Below are 16409 nucleotides of genomic sequence, written 5' to 3' on the forward strand. Positions count from 1 at the left end.
TGCCTGCGCTTTTCGCGGGACTGCGCATTGCGGCCCCCGGCCGCGATTCAGGGCGCCATCCTTGCTGGGTTCGGAAGCGGCGCGCCGGGCATAGGGTCCGCCCTGCTGGCTGCAATCGGTCGTGGCATTCCTTCCGAACTATGGGCTGTGGCACTACTGGTTGCAACGTTCTTTTCCGCGGTCGTGTACGGACTGGTTGCGCAACTGGGGCGAATGCTGACGGGGAAAGATGTGCCGGCAACGCTGCAACCGGGGCACGAAACGGCGCCGCATGCCGGACGATGGGAAGGCATGCTGTGGGCCGGCATGGCCTGTATGCTGCCGCTGGTGATCTGGCAGTGCCTGCCATGGCCGGCCGGTGTCTCACCAATCCTGTTCCGGCCGCCTTCCGCCGTGTTCCGCTATCTGGTCACCAGCCCATGGGCACATGATGTGTGGGCAACGTTTGTTCCCGCCATGGTTCAGACCGTCACGCTGGCGGTCGGGGGAATGATCGTGGGGCTTGTGCCAGGTTTTCTTCTGGCTGTGGCTGTCTGGTCGTGCAAACGCGCGGAACCTCTTGTCATGCAGAGCATAGAGCATGTCCCTCATCGTCTTTACGCCCATTATCGTGACGGTGCTTGGCCGTGATGTGCCGGGAACCCTCGGGATTGCGGCCCTTGTGTCGTTGTTCCCAGCTTTTGTCGTGATGCTGGAGGGCATGAACCGGACGCCGCGTCCGGCCAGTGATGTTCTGGACCTGTATGGGGCGTCGCGTTTTGCCCATCTGCGCTATCTCGTGATACCTGCGACCATACCCTATTTCTGTACTGCCGCCCGTCTTGTGGCGCCGTCAGCCATACTGGGCGTCATGACTGCGGAATGGCTGTCAACCGGGTATGGGCTGGGTGGCGCTCTGGATGAGGCGAGGGGCGAACTGGATTTCGGCATGAGCTGGTCCATCGCCTTTATCACGGTGCTTGTTTCGCTCCCGCTTGTCGCATTGACGTCCTTGATTGAGCGGTCAATCCTGCAGAGGTACGGCAGATAGGCCCGCGTGCCGTATCCGGACGATGACGACAGTGCGGAGGGGGAATGGTATATCAGCACCGCGCAGGGGCTGGATCAGCCCGTAGAGGCGAAAAACGTAGCCAGACCCACCCGATCAGTGCGGCAATGACCGATCCGGTAAATATCCCTATTCTGGCCGGGGTCTCAAATTCAGACCCCGAAAATGCAAGGTCGGCAATAAACAGACTGATGGTAAACCCGATCCCGCATAACAGGGAAAGTCCGAACAGCATTCCTATGGATGTTGCCGCCGGAAGTGGAGAGAGTTTCAGTTGGAAAGCCAGCATTGTCGCGCCAAAAACCCCGGTTGGCTTGCCAACCAGCAGCGCAAGGATGATGCCAAGCGGCACGGGGGCCAGCAGCATGCTGGCATGCAGGCCCACCAGCGACACCCCGAGATTGATGAACCCGAACAGCGGCAGCACACCCCATGTCACCACGGGATTCACTACGGCAGTCACGGTATCCAGCGGTGATCGCTGTTTCCCTGTCGTGCCGGATGGCATTGCGGGCAGGCACAGCCCCGTAACAAGGGCAGCCAGTGTCGGATGCAGTCCAGAGTTCAGGAAGGATACCCAAAGCAGCATCCCACCGCCGGCATACGGCCACAATGCCCGGATTCCCGCCCTGTTCAGACAGATCATGCCCAGCGTGACGAGGCCCGCGACCAGCAGCGCAGGCCAGCACAGCGCGGTCCCGTAAAACAGGGCGATGACCAGAATACCCAGAATATCGTCGAAAACAGCCAGCGCCATCAGCCATGTTCTGGCCCCGGCGGAAACACGTGACCCCAGCACCAGCATGACCGGCAGGGTGAACGCGGCATCGGTCGCCACCGGAATGGCCCAGCCGTGGGATGTTCCGGCATGGCCATGGGTCACCATAAGGTAGGTCAGCGCGGGCATGATCATGCCGCCTGCTGCCCCGATCAGGGGAAGTGCGATCTTTCGCGGTGAGGACAGATGCCCCGAGATGATTTCCGTCTTGATGTCCGCAATGACCACCAGAAAGAACAGGGTCATCAGTCCGTCCGAAACCCATGATCCCATATCCGTCGGGCCGTGTGCGCCCAGAAGGGGGAGCCGCATCGGCAGCGTGACCAGTCGATGGTAGTACGCGGCCTCCGGGGAATTGGCCAGCGCAAGCCCCAGCATGGACGCCAGCAGCAGGGCAGTCGTGCCAGCGGAGGGAGATATGAAAAAGCGGCGGATGCCCCCGGGTAGCGTGCTGGATGTGTCAGTCATTCCGTCATGTTGGCGGAACGGGACATACGGGACAAGAATGATCGTGATGGCTGCCGATCACACTGACGGGCCGTATGGGCAGCACATCCCGTTGGTGGATCAGCCGTCCTTGCCCCCGCACTGCATGGGTGGCGCGTCATTGGGGGACTGGACCGCGCCATGGTCGCTGCCGGTTACATAATCCTGCAGTTCCCGCGCTTCCTGTTCGGCATTTTCAGCACGCAGTTTGACAATGTCCCCGATACTGACCAGTCCCGCCAGTTTCCCGTTTTCCATAACGGGCACGTGCCGGTTGCGCGAATATGTCATGCGGCAGGCAATGTCATAAATACTGTCGTCGGGCGTTGCGGTTGGTGTATCCCTTGTCATGATATCTTTTGCAGTCAGGGCGGATATGTCCGCGCCGCGCTGGGATAATGCATGAACGATCACTTTTTCCGATATCATGCCCACCAGCTGGTCATCGGCGCCCAGAACCGGTGCGCCGCCAATATTGTGTCGCGCCAGCGTGGTCGCGACATCCAGCACAGGGTCGTCTGCCCGGACAGTAATGACCGTGTTGCCTTTTTGCGCCAGGATGTGAAAGACACGAGAGGACATGGGAAAATCCTTTCCATGTTTGGGTCATCGCAGGTCGGCCCGCCAATGCGCCGTCTCATCCCGCATTTCAGGCGGGGCAGGGCGCATGGGAAGAAGCGGGTGGATGGTACGGACGGGAAAAAGGCCGCCGATGACCACGATTATGGTCAGAACGATGACAAGCGCCGTCAGTTCCGGGCGACTGTCCCGGCTCTGGCTGGCGGATGGGAATGACGGGGTCGCCAGCATGACGCGGATGATGTTCAGGTAATAATACAGCCCGATAATGCTGCCGATGATGAGTACGCACACCAGCAGGTCACGCTGGTGTGCGACCCCGGTTGCGGCGATCTGGAATTTGGCAAGGAAACCGATGCTGGGCGGAATGCCAGCCAGTGAAAGTAGCATGAGCGCCATGACCGAAGCCAGGAAGGGACGGCTGGAAAACAGCCCCGCCCATTGCGCGACAGCCGTGCCTTCCGGCCCGTCAGGGGCGGCAAAGGCGGTCATGGCTGCAAATACGCCCAGCGTACTGGCGCTGTATGCCGCAAGATAAACGGTTATGGCCCCCGGTTGCAGCAGGCCGGGACACACGAAGGCGATCAGCAGATATCCGACATGTGCAATGGATGAACAGGCCATAAGCCGCGGAAGGGTGGTCTGGCGCAGCGCAAGCAGGTTGCCCCCCAGAACGGTCAGGATAATGACGGCATACAGGATGTCATTAAGGAACGGGGGCGGCTCTCCCATGCCGAAATAGCGGACAAGTGAAGAAAATATCGCAATTTTCGAGACCACGGCCAGAAATGCCGCCACGGGCACGGGGGCGCCCTCCATCACGTCCGGAAGCCACATATGAAAGGGCACGGCAGACAGCTTGAAGAACATGCCGACAAGGATCATGACCGTTGCCGCCACGGGCAATGCGGCGGGAACATCCGCAGTTGCAACGGGCGGTACGAAGCGCAGCGATCCCGTCACGCCATAGGCCAGGCCGATCCCGAACAGAAGAATGGCCGACGAAACCCCGGACAGTATCAGGTATTTCATCGCGGCTTCATGCCCCGCCGTGGCAGGACGCCGCCGAAAGGCCACAAGTCCCATGAGGGAGACGCCCAGTATTTCCAGCCCCACGAAAAAAGGCATGTAATTCGCGCTGAAGACCATGGCCAGCGCGCCAAGCGTGCCCAGCATGAACAGCAGGACATATTCATCCCCCGTCCCGGCCCCTTCATGCGCCGTGTCCCGCCATGACATGAGCAGGATGCACATGCTGGAAAACATGCTCAGGGCGGCTGTATAGGTCGTCCAGCGATCCTGAATGAACAGGGTGTCGCCTTTGCTCCCGGGGATGTCGCCCGTATGCAATCCTGTGACCGCAAGGGCCAGCAGCAGCGTCACCATGCCCCCCAGCAGGCTGCGCCCCGCCGAACGCCGCCATGCCGTCGCCGCCAGCATGATCATGATACCGAAAGACAGCGCCAGCAGCGGTGCGGGCAGGAAAACGTCATGCCCGATCATGGCGCACCATCCTTCCCACCGGTCATGGCCGCAACGGGCAGGGGAAGGGAAAATGCCATGAAAGGCTGCGGATACAGGCCCAGAACGGCCACAAGGGCCATGACGCAGGCCAGAACCGCCATCTGCCGGGGTGGAAAATCCGGCCCGGGTGACTGGCCGGCCCGGGGTGCGGCCAGGAATATGCGGTTGACCATCCGCAGCGCGTACATGGCGGCAGGCACCAGCCCTGCGGCCGCCACGGTCGCGAGGGGCGGGCTGACATGCCACGTCGCCAGCAGGACAAGGAACTCGCCCGTGAAATTACCCAGTCCCGGCATGCCAAGCGCCGCCACGGCAAAGAACACGCCCGCGCTGGACAGGCGTGGCATGGCCGCCCACAATCCGCCAATACGGCGCATGTCACGCGTATGCAGCCGGTCCTGTATGGTGCCCGCGATCACGAACAGTGCTGCCGTGCTCAGCCCATGGGCCATCATCTGCATGATCGCCCCCTGCATCCCCATGCGCGACCCGCAAAATATGCCGGTCAGCACGAACCCCATGTGGCTTACGCTGCTATAGGCGATCAGGCGCTTGACATCATCCTGCGCACACGACAGCCATGCCCCGTACAGGATCCCCACGACACCCAGCCCCATGGCAACGGGCGCGAAGCGGCTGGCCGCATCGGGAAACAGCATGACGTCGAACCGGATCATGCCATATCCCCCGGTCTTGAGCAGGATCCCGGCCAGCAGCACGCTGGCCGCCGTGGGGGCCTGCGTATGGGCGGCAGGCAGCCAGACATGAACCGGCACGACAGGCAGCTTGACGGCAAAGGCCACGAAGAACCCGACCATGATCAGCATGGACAGGGCGGGGGACAGCGGCGTGCGCGACAGCGTGACATAATCAAATGTCAGCACGCCCGTTGCCCGATAATGCGCCATGACCAGTCCGAGGATGGACACCAGCATGATCAGCCCACTGCCCTGCGTGAACATGAAAAACGTCATGGCCGCACGCTGCCTGTCTTCATGCCCCCATGCGGCGATCAGCACGAACATGGGCACCAGCATCAGTTCCCAGAAAAAGAAGAACAGGAACAGGTCGGTTGCAAGGAACGTCCCGATAATGCCCGCAAGCGTTGCAAGGAAAAGGAAATGGAACGCCCCGGCATTCACCGTGACCTGCCGGGTGGACAGGAATACGCATGGAAAGCACAGAACGAGCGAAAGCCAGATCAGCGATAGCGAAAGCCCATCCATATCCAGCCTGATCGCAATGCCCATGGCGGGAATCCACGGCATCGAAAAATGCGCCAGCCATGGTTCCGCATGGGGCTGATGGCCGAACGTGATCAGCGCCAGCAGCAGCGTTTCCATGCCCAGCGTTACAAGTGCCACCCACCATGCGGCATCGCGCGACGCCGGTGTGGGGACAGGCCGGATGCGTCCGGCCACCCATGCCACCCCACCGCCCAGAAGGGGCAGCAGCACAAGGGCAGGCAGGGCGATCATGACAGCACGGCCACGGCAAGCGCCATGCACAGGCCGCCGGCAATCCATGCCGCATACCACCGCATGCGACCATTGTGCAGCCGCTCCAGCATGCGCGCGCCCCGCCTGCCGATGCGCCCGCTCCATCTGGCCAGCATGTCCAGAAAACCGGCCCGGACCGCGAAAACCCGGGCGCTGGCGGCCCGCATCAGTGCCCCCGCTGCGATGCCAGCCCGGTCAGGGATGTCCTGCCATCTGGACAGGACATCATGCCGCCCATCCGGTCCTCCGGCGGTGCGGGCACCGCGCATGACGGATGACGGACGTCCCCACAGCATCCATGCAAGCGCAAGCCCGGCAAGGGGAACGACCGCGCCGGCCAGCACAAGCCAGACCGGCTCATCCGCATGTGACAGGGGTGTTGCCGGGTCCAGAAGGGCGCTGAACAGGTGAAGGGAGGGAAGTGTATCAGGCATTTCAATCACTCCACCGCACAGCGACAGAACGCACAGGCAGGCAAGGGGTACGGTCATGAGGCGTGACGTCCGGCCTGCCACCACGGTTCCCGCTTTCCCGAAAAACACGATGAAAACGCAGCGGAAAATATATAGCGCGGTCAGGAAGGCTCCCAGCAGCGCCATCGCCCATAACGGGTGTCCCGTCACGGTCCAGTCCCGCGTCAGGCCAAAGCGCACATGCCATACACCTGACAGGATCATTTCCTTGCTGTAGAACCCCGCCGTCACCAGTGGCAGGCCAGCCAGCGCGGACGCGCCGATGACAAAGGTCACGGTCAGTCCCGGCATGGCGTGGCGCAGCCCGCCAAGGTGGAAAATATCCTGTTCATGGCGCGCGCGCATGATGACGGCGCCCGCCGCAAGGAACAGCAGCGCCTTGAAAAAGGCATGGGTCATCAGGTGGAACAGCGCCGCCTGCCACACCCCGCACCCAAGGGCGAGGAACATATAACCGACCTGGCTGATCGTGGACCATGCGAGGATGCGCTTGAGGTCGGACTGAACCAGCGCCGCGCACGCCCCCACAAGCAGCGTCAGCGTCCCGAGCACGGCTGTCAGCGCCATGACGGGGGCCGCCATGACGAACAGGTCATGCAGCCGCGCGATCAGGTAGACGCCCGCTGTCACCATGGTGGCAGCGTGAATCAGGGCGGAGGTCGGCGTCGGCCCCGCCATGGCGTCCGGCAGCCATGCCTGGAACGGGACCTGCGCCGATTTGGCCAATGCCCCCAACAGTATGAAGAATGCCGCCATGCTGATGCCGGATGCGGATACCTGCCCGTTCGTTACTGCCGCCAGCACCGCGCCGATGCGCGGAGAACCCGTCGCGGTTGCCAGCAGCAGCAGGCCACACAGCAGTGCCACGTCTCCCACGCGGGTCACGTAAAAGGCCTTGCGGGCGGCGGCGGTATTGGCCGGATTGTCATACCAGAAGCCGATCAGCAGGTAGGAACACAGCCCCACGCCTTCCCAACCGATAAACAGGCACAGCAGGTCGGACGACAGCACCAGAACCAGCATGGCAGCCACGAACAGGGTCATGCAGCCAAAAAATCGCGCAATCCCGGGATCGTCCCGCATGTAGCCTGCGGCATAGACATGGATCAGCAGTCCGACGATCGTAACGATAAGGATCATGATCATGGAAATCCGGTCCAGGATGAAGGCGATATCAGCCGAAAATCCCGCAGCATGTACCCATGGCCACAGCGTTACCTGCAATTCCCTCCCCGTCGGTCCCGACAGAAGGATGACGGACACGATTATGCTCAGGACAGCAGCCACCCCGATCCCGGCGCAGGCAACCGTCCCGGCCCCGCGCGCGCCCATCCGTCCTGCGGAGATGAATATGATCAGGGACGCAGCAAGCGGGCAGAGGACAAGAAGGGGGAGCAGGAACGTGGCCATGGCCCTATCCTTCCAGAAGGTTGCCGGTATCGGCATCCAGCGTGGGGCGTCCGTGGGCGTGCAGGCGCAGGATGATGGCCAGCCCGACCGCCGTTTCCAGGGCGGCAAGGGCAAGGATCAGCACGAACATCACCTGTCCCGCCGCATCGTGCCAACGCGTGCCCGCGGCCACGAATACAAGGGCGGCGGCATTGAGCATGATGTCCAGCGACATCAGCATGAACACCATGTTGCGCCGGACCAGAACGCCCGCCAGCCCGACCGAGAACATGATGGTGGCCAGCACAAGCGTGTCGTTGAAGGAAAAGGCGGGCATGTCAGTGACCTCCCTCCCGGTGGCGTCCGATATGAAACGCCGTCACCAGACCGGCCAGCAGCAGGAACGATACCAGTTCGACCATCAGCACGTAGCGGCTGAACAGGCTGAGACCCACGTCATGCACCGTAATGGGAAGGGGCAGGCGCACGGGCCCGGAAAGGGGACTGGCGCAGTAAAGAAGTTCCGTGCACACGATGGTGGCCAGAATGCCCGGCCCCAGCCACGCGCGCGGGTGCAGCCATTCCTTTTCACGCTGGCTGTCCGGCTGGCCCAGATTGAGCATCATGATGACAAAGACGAACAGCACCATGATCGCCCCGGCATAGATGATGACCTCCAGCATTGCCGCGAATGACGCGCCCAGCAGGACAAGGACGACTGAAAGCGCCAGCAGCGTCACCACCAGATACAGCACCGCATGCACCGCCACCCGTCGGGTGATGACCATGATCGCCCCCATAACGGTTACGCCGGCAGCAAGGAGGGCCAGGGCATGCATGGCGGTTACGGCAGCAGGGAATGGAGGTCGACCGGCGGGCGTTCGCGTTCGGCCGTGCCGCGCGCCTTGCCGGGAACGGGAATGCCCGTGACAGCATAGAAACTGTAATCGGGATATTTCCCGGTCCCGCTTATCAGCAGGTCTTCCTTTTCATAAACAAGGTTTGAGCGTGCGTATTCGCCCATTTCAAAATCGGGCGTCAGCTGTATGGCGTAGGTGGGGCAGGCTTCCTCACACAGGCCGCAGAAAATGCAGCGGGAGAAATTGATCCGGAAATATTCCGGATACCACCGGCCATCGGCTTCGGTTTTCTGCAGGCTTATGCAGTCCACGGGACAGGCGACGGCGCACAGGCTGCACGCGACACACCGCTCCGCCCCGTCGGGATCGCGCGACAGGATGATCCGCCCGCGATAACGCGGCGGCAGGTACGGCTTCTGTTCGGGATACCGCACGGTCGCGCGCCGGTGGAAGGCATGCAGTGCCGTCAGGAACAGGGTACGCAGGGTATCAAGCATGGGATATGCCTTTGCAGCAGGCGTGTCACAGGGACGCGCGCAGCATGAGGATGGTTCCGGTCGCCATGACATTGAACAGCGAAAGCGGCAGCAGGACCTTCCAGCCCAGCGCCATCAGCTGGTCATAACGCGGGCGGGGCAGGCCCGCGCGCAGCAGGATGAAAAATACCACAACGCAACTGGTCTTGAGCGCGAACCACACGCCCGCAGGCAGCCATGGCCCGCGCCATCCCCCAAGGTAGAGCGTGGTCACAAGGCATGAGACCAGGACGATCCCGGCATATTCGGAAATGAAGAACATGCCGAATTTCATGCCCGAATATTCAGTATGGAACCCGGCGCCCAGTTCGTTCTCCCCTTCGGGCAGGTCGAAGGGCAGGCGGTGCGTTTCCGCAATGCCCGCCAGCATGAAGACGCCAAAGCCAAGGCATTGCGGGACGATGAACCACAGCCCCGCCTGTGCCGCCACGATATCGCGCAGACTGAATGACCCGGCCATCATGACCACGCCCAGAAGCGAAAGCCCCATGAAGACCTCGTAGCTGATCATCTGCGCCGCCGCCCGCATGCCACCCAGCAGCGCGTATTTGCTGTTGGATGACCATCCGGCCAGCACCACGGAATAGACCCCGAGCCCCATCATGCCGAGGATGAACAGCAGCCCCACATTCATGTCGCCCGCAATGCCCGCGCGCGTCGTGACGGGAATGGCGGCAAAGGACAGCAGGACCGTCATCATGCCGATGGCGGGTGCCGCGACAAACACGCCGCGGTCGGCAAAGGGGGGAACCCAGTCCTGCTTGAACAGGATCTTGGTCCCGTCCGCCACCGCCTGCAGCACGCCGCCCGGTCCCACGCGGTCGGGGCCATGCCGGTCCTGCCATAATCCCAGCAGCCGCCGTTCAACCCATGTCAGCACGGTGGCAAGGCCAAGCAGGACAATGGGCGTCAGGATGATGGTCAGGATTGCCGGATATGTCATGGCCCTTCCCCTGCGTCCGGCATTCTCTCCAGCCGGGCCATGCGCGGGAAACGGAACGCCCGCGCGACCATGTGCGCAGGGCACAGGGCAATGCCCGCAGGCAGTCCGGGCACGGGTTCCACGGGAAGGATATGCGGGCCGTCTTCCAGATGCAGCGTCATGCGGTCTGACCTGACCATGCCGGCAGGTAGCCCCAGTGTCGGCGCGGTGGCGCGCGCCATGACGGGGGGTGAGGACATGCTCAGTTCCTCGCTGCCGAACAGGCGCGTATCGGGCAGTACCAGCATGGTGTCGGCCCGTGCCACATACGCCGTGGGAATATCCGTGGCGTAGGCGTACGGGCGGCCTGCGTCATCCGGTCCGGCGGACGGGAACAGCCGGATACCGGACGCCCCGCCACGCATGTCCCCCCCGATTTCGTGCTGGAAACGGTTCAGCGCCTGGACCGAGTTCCATGGCGATGCCTGATATCCCGAAACCAGTGCGGCTGGCATGTCGGGACCATACGCGCCCTCCATTGAACTGCTGAAGGGGGTATCCGCGCTGGCGGGCGGCGGCTGGTCGCGCACGCTGACAAAGGAACGGATGACGGTCCGTCCGCTGGCGCGATAGGTCTGGCTGCGCAGTTTCTGGCCGTCCATGCGGTAATGCGCGTCCGGCGCGGCCCTGGCTGCGGGGGCAAGATGGGGAAACGCTGCCGCCAGTGCTGCAAGGACATCATCCAGGTCCCGCCAGCCGGTCAGTTCCGTCATATGCGGCGCGGCCGGTTCAGCGCTCTGGCCCAGCGCCTGTATCCAGCGCCAGCCGGCCTGTATGGGGGCAGGGGGAAAGACCGCCTGAAAGGAACGTTGCGCCCGGCCTTCGTGACTGATGAACGTGCCGGTGCACTCGCTGAAGGCGGCAGAGGGCAGGACAAGGCTGGCGTGCTGGCACAGCGGTGTCACCGTATGGTCGATGACGACAATATCCGGGACTGCCGCCACAAGGTCCGCGACATCCGCCGGGGACAGGTGGCGGGTCAGGTCATTTTCTACAACGACCAGCGTGGAAATCGCGCCAGCCCGGGCCTGTTCCATCACCGTTTCCAGCGGCAGCCCCCCCATCATGGCCAGCCCCATGGTGTTGCATTCCGGCAGTACCAGCGACAGGCCCGCAGAAGGCGTGGCGCGCGCAAGGGCCGCGGCGATGCTGGCGGCAGCCTGCATGAGTGCAGGCGACCCGTACTGCATGCCGGACACGACCACCGGCGTCCGGGCGGCGACAAGCGTCCGGGCAATGCGGGTGACAAGCCGTGTGTCATCAGGCGCCAGATCCGCGACGGGCGGGGCGGCGGGATCGATTTCATGGGCAATGGCGAAGCCCAGACGTGCAATGTCATCGGGGGCGGCGCGCACGCTGTCCGCCGCCACGTCATCCAGTGCGGTTGGCGCGGGAGTCAGGACATGCAGGGCGGATGGGCATTCAGCCCCCAGCGTGCGTACTGCCGCATCCATCCAGCGTGGTACCCTGGCCTCGTCTGCCGTGTGGAAGGATGGCTGGCGCACCGACTGTCGCAACGCAAGGCCAAGCCGGGGGGCGGTGGCGTAAACATCCTCGCCCAGTACCAGCACCGCGTCGGCGCTTTCCATGTCATGAATGGTGGGCAGCCTGCCGGGGTGGCGGCCAAGCAGGGCGTGGGCCAGTTCCGCGCATGACTGTTCCTGCCGTGTCTGGCCGGTGGAAAAATGCTGCGGTCCCGCCAGCGCATGCAGGCTGAAACAGGTTTCCAGCGCCGCGCGGGGGGAAGCGATGCCCACAATCTGTCCATCCGCCGCCATCCGTGCGAAGCGGGCAAGGGCATCGGCCACGGGAACGGGCACCTGCTGGCCGTCCGTGGCGCACAGTGGCGTGCGGATGCGTGTCGGTGCATTGACAAAGCCATGCCCGAAGCGCCCCCGGTCACACAGCACGTAGCGGTTGATGTCCGTATTATAGCGGTTGAGGACACGGCGGACCGTTTCCCCCCGCGCATTGACAATGGTGTTGCACCCCACCGCGCAGTGCACGCAGACGGAGGGCGCGCCCCGCATGTCCCACTTGCGGGTATAGGTGGCGGAAAACGGCCTGTCGGTAAACACGCCGGTCGGGCAGATTTCCACCAGGTTGCCGCTGAAGGCGTTTTCCAGCGTGCCATCCGCCGCACGGCCAAAATACACATGATCGTGCGAGGCAAAGGCCGCCAGATCATCCCCGCCTGCGTAATCACGGTAAAAGCGCACGCAGCGGTAGCAGGCGATGCAGCGGTTCATTTCATGCTTTACGAACGGTCCGAGGTCCTGATTGCGGTGGGTCCGTTTCGTGAAGCGGTAGCGGCGGGTGTTGTGCCCGGTCATTACCGTCATGTCCTGCAGGTGGCATTCGCCGCCTTCCTCGCATACGGGGCAGTCATGGGGGTGGTTGACCATCATCCATTCGATCACGCTGGCGCGGAAGTCACGCGCCTCGGTATCGTCAATGGAGACGATGGTATCTTCGCCAACGGGGGTCATGCAGGCCATCACGATGCGGCCTTTCGTATCATCGGGGCCGGTGAACTGCTTGATCGCGCACTGGCGGCATGCCCCGACGGAGCCGAGTTCGGGATGCCAGCAGAAATACGGCAGGTTGGCCCCGGCTTCCAGGCAGGCCTGCAGCAGGTTGACGCCGGTGCGGGTCGGGCACTCTTTGCCGTCTATGTGGATGCGGGTCATGACGGTGCTCCCTGTCGTGTGTTCATGCCGCTATGCGCAGCGGGCAGCGGCCGTGCCGGATGTGGTCGGTGAAATCCGCGGCAAACAGCTTCAGCCCGCTGGCCAGTGGCGCCATCGCCCCCGGCGCATGGGCGCAGAAGGTCCGGCCCGGCGCGCCCAGCATGCGGGCATGGCGGGCGAGATGGTCCATGTCTTCGGCCTGTCCCGTGCCATCCTCGATCGCGGTTAGCAGCCGTTCCACCCACGGCAGCCCGTCACGGCATGGCGTGCACCACCCGCATGATTCCTGTGCGAAGAAATGTTCAAGGTTGCGGATCATGCCGATGGGGCAGGTCCGGTCATCCAGTATGATGGCCATGCCGGTCCCCAGTCGGCTGCCCGCCTTTTCCACCGATCCGTAATCCATGGCGACATCAAGCGACGTGGCGTCAAGGAAGGCGGTGGACGCCCCGCCGGGCAGCAGGGCGCGCAGGCGGTAGCCGGGCAGCATGCCGCCTGCATGTTCCTCGATGATCTGGCGCAGCGGCGTGCCGATCGGCAGTTCCCACGCCCCCGGCCTCGCCACCCGGCCGCTTGCGCCATAGATCTTGGTGCCGCCGTCCTCCCCCAGCCCGAGGGCCGCGAACCATTCCGGTCCGTTGGCGATGATGTGGGGCAGGTTGCACAGGGTCTCGACATTGTTCACCACGCTTGGCGCGCCCCACAGGCCGCCGGTCTGGGGAAAGGGCGGCTTGCTGCGTGGGGTGGCGCGGCGGCCTTCCAGCGCGGTCAGCAGGGCGGTTTCCTCGCCACATATGTAGCGTCCGGCGCTGGAATGGACGTGGATGTCGAAACTGAAGCCGGAGCCCAGTATATTCTCGCCCAGCCAGCCCTGCTGGCGTGCCTCCCCGATCGCATGGTGCAGGCGGGTGCAGGCAAGGTGGTATTCCCCGCGCAGGAAGACGATGCCATGTCCCGCCTGCACGCCATAGGCCGCAACGATCATCCCTTCGACCAGTTGCAGGGGATTGCCTTCCAGCAAAAGGCGGTCCTTGAAGGTGCCCGGTTCCATTTCATCGGCATTGGCGATCAGGTATTTGCGGCGTTCGGATGCGGGGTCCTTCGGCACGAAGCTCCATTTCTGCCCGGTGCTGAATCCGGCTCCTCCACGCCCGCGCAGTTTCGAGCGTGTCACCATGTCGATGATGTCAGCCGGGGCAAGGCCACCCAGCGCCCTGCGGGCTGCCTGCCAGCCCCCGGCGCGCCCGTATGCCGCGCAGTCCGGTGGCCCGGCGGCAGGGTCAATCATGGCGGTCAGGGGCCGGTCGGACAGGGGCGTCATGGCGTGTCCCTCAGCGTGTCGATTAGGTGGTCGAGGCATACCGTATCCACATCGCCATGCAGGGTGGTGTCCACCAGCATGGCCGGGGCATGGTCACAATGCCCGATACACACCGTGGGCAGCACGGTGATGGCGTTGTCCGCCGTGGTTTCCCCCGGCTGGATGCCCAGTGTCCGGCACAGATGGTCGCAGAGTGGTTCGCCCCCCATGATCCAGCACGACACGCTGTCACACAGCATGATGACGTGCCGCCCGACCGGCCTGCGGAACAGCAGGTTGAAATAGGTGGCGACGCCATCCAGATCATCGGCCGACATGCCCAGCAGGTCAGCCACCTCGCACAGATGCCCGGTGCTGACCCAGCCAAAGCGCGCCTGCACCAGCCGCAGTGCCGCGACAGCCGCCCCGCGCGGGTGCAGTTCCTGCGCCGCGAGGACCAGGATTTCCGCCCGCAGGGGCGCAGGCAGGGGGGCGTCAGCGGTCGACATCGGCCATCACGAAATCAATGCTGCCCAGGATCGCGATCAGGTCCGCGATCATGATGCCGCGGCTGAGCAGCGGGATCATCTGCAGGTGGGCAAATGACGGGGTGCGTATGCGGGTACGGTACGATGTGGTGCCCCCATCGCTGATCAGCGTATAGGTATTCACGCCTTTCGTGGCTTCGATGCTGGCCCGGGCTTCCCCCGGTGGAATGACCGGCCCCCAGCTTACGCTGAGGAAATGGTGGATCAGGGTTTCGATGTCGTGCATCGTCCGTGCCCGGGGCGGCGGGGTCGTCAGCGGGTGGTCCGCCTTGACCGGGCCCGCGGGCATGTTGTCCACGCACTGGTGGATGATCCGCAGGCTCTGGCGCATTTCTTCCACATGCACGGCAATCCGGTCATGGCAGTCGCCACGCGTGCCGGTGGGAATGTCGAATTCAAGCTGATCGTAACAGGCGTATGGTGCATGTCTGCGGTAATCCCACTCCCGCCCCGTGGCGCGCAGCCCCGGGCCGGTGACACCCCATTCAACGGCTTCCGCCGTGGTGTAGGCGCCGATCCCCTTCGTCCGGGCGCGGAAGATTGGGTTGCGCATGACCATGGCATCGTATTCGTCCAGCCGCCGCGGCAGGTCATGGAGGAAGGCGCGGATCAGTCCGTCCCATCCTTCGGGCAGGTCCATGGCCACGCCGCCAATGCGGAACCAGGCGGGGTGCATGCGGAAGCCGCAGATCGCCTCGATAATCCCGAACACGCGTTCGCGGTCGGTAAACATATAGAACACCGGCGAAAGCTGCCCCACATCCTGTGCCATGGTACCGTAGAAGACGAGGTGGCTGGCAATGCGGAACAGTTCCGCCAGCATGACGCGGATCATCTGTGCGCGTGGCGGCACGGTGATCCCGGCCAGTGTTTCGACCGCCATGACGTAGGGGAAATTGTTCATGACCCCGCCGAGGTAGTCCACCCGGTCGGTGTAGGGGATATAGCTGTGCCATGTCTGGCGTTCGCCCATTTTTTCCGCGCCACGGTGGTGGAAGCCGATATCGGGCACGGCATCGACAATCCGCTCGCCTTCCAGTTGCAGCATGATGCGGAACACCCCGTGTACGCTGGGGTGGTTGGGACCAAGGTTCAGGAACATGAAATCGCTATGGTCGCCATGTCGCCGCATGCCCCATGCGGACGGGTCGAAGCGCAGGGCGTCCTGCTCGCGTGCTTCATGCTCTTCCGTCAGGCTGTAGGGTGGCATTTCGGTGGCGCGGGCATGGTGGTCCCTGCGCAACGGGTGCCCGGTCCATGTGGGCGGGGTCAGGATGCGGCGCAGGCAGGGATGGCCATGGAAATGAATGCCAAACAGGTCCCATACCTCGCGTTCGTACCAGTTGGCGTTGGGCCACAGGTCACAGATGCTGGGCACGGCAGGGGCGTCGGCGCCAAGGGGCACCTTGATCCGTACCTCATCTGCGCGGCTGGCAAGCGAGATGAGGTGATAGACGACCGTGAACGCGGCCTGTGGCTGGCCCGCGCGGTGGGCGCGTTCGCGTTCGTCTATGGCCGTCAGGTCCAGCAGCATGAGGCAGGCGGCGGACGATGCCTTCAGCGCCGCAAGGGCCGGGCGCAGGTCAGACGCCGTAATCCAGATGGTGCAGACACCATCGCATGTGGATTGCGTGGCAAGCGCCCCGTTGGGCAGGTGGCCGGTTATCTGTTCCACAAGGCCCCGGTTACGGGCGGGCGACACGAGGGCGGTCATGGC

The 16409-nt window shown here is 63.6% G+C and carries 15 protein-coding genes; 2 read left to right on the forward strand and 13 right to left on the reverse strand.

Going from position 1 to position 16409, the window contains the following annotated elements; translation table 11 throughout:
- Positions 1-27: 27 nt before the first annotated feature.
- Together HNO79_RS17265 and HNO79_RS10290 are read left to right on the forward strand one after the other, a co-directional pair.
- Entirely contained in the window at positions 28-630 is a 603-nt protein-coding gene (locus HNO79_RS17265) for a hypothetical protein (protein ID WP_244987505.1), read from the forward strand.
- Positions 581-1030 carry an ABC transporter permease gene (locus tag HNO79_RS10290; RefSeq protein WP_214164570.1) on the forward strand — a complete coding sequence of 150 codons (450 nt, stop codon included), beginning with the start codon at positions 581-583 and terminating at the stop codon, positions 1028-1030. Before HNO79_RS17265 ends, HNO79_RS10290 begins: the two co-directional genes overlap by 50 nt.
- Positions 1031-1082: 52 nt before the next feature.
- Here HNO79_RS10290 and nhaA read toward each other — a convergent pair whose 3' ends face one another.
- The 13 genes from nhaA to nuoC all read right to left on the reverse strand — a co-directional run bounded on the left by nhaA (position 1083) and on the right by nuoC (position 16406).
- Positions 1083-2294, reverse strand: coding sequence for a Na+/H+ antiporter NhaA (gene nhaA / locus HNO79_RS10295; protein WP_214164571.1), 1212 nt, complete (start codon positions 2292-2294; stop codon positions 1083-1085).
- A 99-nt stretch (positions 2295-2393) separates the two neighbouring features.
- Entirely contained in the window at positions 2394-2894 is a 501-nt protein-coding gene (locus HNO79_RS10300) for a CBS domain-containing protein (protein ID WP_010517130.1), read from the reverse strand.
- 24 nt (positions 2895-2918) lie between these two features.
- Entirely contained in the window at positions 2919-4394 is a 1476-nt protein-coding gene (locus HNO79_RS10305) for an NADH-quinone oxidoreductase subunit N (protein ID WP_214164572.1), read from the reverse strand.
- Positions 4391-5893, reverse strand: a complete 1503-nt coding sequence (locus HNO79_RS10310) for a complex I subunit 4 family protein (RefSeq protein WP_214164573.1) — start codon at positions 5891-5893, stop codon at positions 4391-4393. The genes HNO79_RS10305 and HNO79_RS10310 overlap by 4 nt, the downstream gene beginning before the upstream one ends.
- Positions 5890-7797 (reverse strand): NADH-quinone oxidoreductase subunit L, encoded by a 1908-nt coding sequence (nuoL, locus tag HNO79_RS10315; RefSeq protein WP_214164574.1) that lies wholly within the window; start codon positions 7795-7797, stop codon positions 5890-5892. The genes HNO79_RS10310 and nuoL overlap by 4 nt, the downstream gene beginning before the upstream one ends.
- Before the next feature lie 4 nt (positions 7798-7801).
- A complete protein-coding gene (nuoK, locus tag HNO79_RS10320; RefSeq protein WP_214164575.1) occupies positions 7802-8113 on the reverse strand; it encodes an NADH-quinone oxidoreductase subunit NuoK in 312 nt (103 codons plus the stop codon).
- Position 8114: 1 nt separating this feature from the next.
- A complete protein-coding gene (nuoJ, locus tag HNO79_RS10325; RefSeq protein ID WP_048856490.1) occupies positions 8115-8615 on the reverse strand; it encodes an NADH-quinone oxidoreductase subunit J in 501 nt (166 codons plus the stop codon).
- A gap of 5 nt (positions 8616-8620) precedes the next feature.
- Positions 8621-9133 (reverse strand): NADH-quinone oxidoreductase subunit NuoI, encoded by a 513-nt coding sequence (nuoI, locus tag HNO79_RS10330; RefSeq protein ID WP_048856491.1) that lies wholly within the window; start codon positions 9131-9133, stop codon positions 8621-8623.
- 25 nt (positions 9134-9158) lie between these two features.
- Complete coding sequence (gene nuoH, locus HNO79_RS10335) at positions 9159-10115, reverse strand: NADH-quinone oxidoreductase subunit NuoH (RefSeq protein ID WP_214164576.1); 957 nt, start codon at positions 10113-10115, stop codon at positions 9159-9161.
- On the reverse strand, positions 10112-12844 hold the full coding sequence (gene nuoG / locus HNO79_RS10340; RefSeq protein ID WP_214164577.1) for an NADH-quinone oxidoreductase subunit NuoG: 2733 nt from the start codon (positions 12842-12844) through the stop codon (positions 10112-10114). The genes nuoH and nuoG overlap by 4 nt, the downstream gene beginning before the upstream one ends.
- Before the next feature lie 22 nt (positions 12845-12866).
- Positions 12867-14165 carry a complex I 51 kDa subunit family protein gene (locus HNO79_RS10345; RefSeq protein WP_214164578.1) on the reverse strand — a complete coding sequence of 433 codons (1299 nt, stop codon included), beginning with the start codon at positions 14163-14165 and terminating at the stop codon, positions 12867-12869.
- Positions 14162-14653 (reverse strand): NADH-quinone oxidoreductase subunit NuoE, encoded by a 492-nt coding sequence (nuoE, locus tag HNO79_RS10350; protein WP_200409735.1) that lies wholly within the window; start codon positions 14651-14653, stop codon positions 14162-14164. Before nuoE ends, HNO79_RS10345 begins: the two co-directional genes overlap by 4 nt.
- A complete protein-coding gene (nuoC, locus tag HNO79_RS10355; protein WP_214164579.1) occupies positions 14640-16406 on the reverse strand; it encodes an NADH-quinone oxidoreductase subunit C/D in 1767 nt (588 codons plus the stop codon). Before nuoC ends, nuoE begins: the two co-directional genes overlap by 14 nt.
- Positions 16407-16409: the final 3 nt, after the last annotated feature.

This window comes from Komagataeibacter oboediens, assembly GCF_018491655.1.
Lineage (GTDB): Bacteria > Pseudomonadota > Alphaproteobacteria > Acetobacterales > Acetobacteraceae > Komagataeibacter > Komagataeibacter oboediens.